The organism is Hahella sp. CCB-MM4 (assembly GCF_002260525.1).
GTDB lineage: Bacteria > Pseudomonadota > Gammaproteobacteria > Pseudomonadales > Oleiphilaceae > Hahella.
In genome coordinates, this window is record NZ_MRYI01000072.1 from 1 (window position 1) to 542 (window position 542).

At 66.8% G+C, this 542-nt stretch carries 1 protein-coding gene; it reads left to right on the plus strand.

Translation table 11 applies throughout. The features are described from left to right. The coding region (locus tag BTA51_RS28935) for a DUF4376 domain-containing protein (RefSeq protein WP_141215712.1) at positions 1–542 on the plus strand (542 nt) is incomplete at both ends.

The window sequence follows — 542 nt, forward strand, 5'->3', positions numbered from 1 at the left end:
CCTCTTTCCCGCGCCAGATCTCGGCGGCATCGCTGGCAGAGTTCGACGTGCATCCGTACACGCGCGCGGATGAGCCGGATTACAACCCAGCCACGCAGGTGCTGGTGCCGGGCAGCTTCACACAGGAGAGCGGCGCATGGGTTCAGGGGTGGACTGTGCGCAGCATGCCCTCGGAAGAACAGGCGCAGGCCACCGGGACCCTGCGCGCCCAGATCAACGCAGAGCGCGGCCGCCGCATGGTCGAGCCCTTCACCTTCGCGGGAAAGCCGTTCGACTTCTCGCAGGAAAGCAAGACGCGGATCTCTGGCGCCGGGACGCTGGCGGGCTTCTCGTTGGCGGCCGGTGCGCAGGCGGGGGATTACCTGTGGCACGGTGGCGATGAGCCGTTCGCATGGATCGCGGACGACAACAGCGTCATGCAGATGGACGCTCAGACGGTGTTCGCGTTCGGCCAAGCTGCAGCTGCGCGGGTGAGCGCCATCGTCTTCGCTGCCCGTACCCTCAAGGACGCATCCCCGATCCCGGCTGACTACGCAGACGAT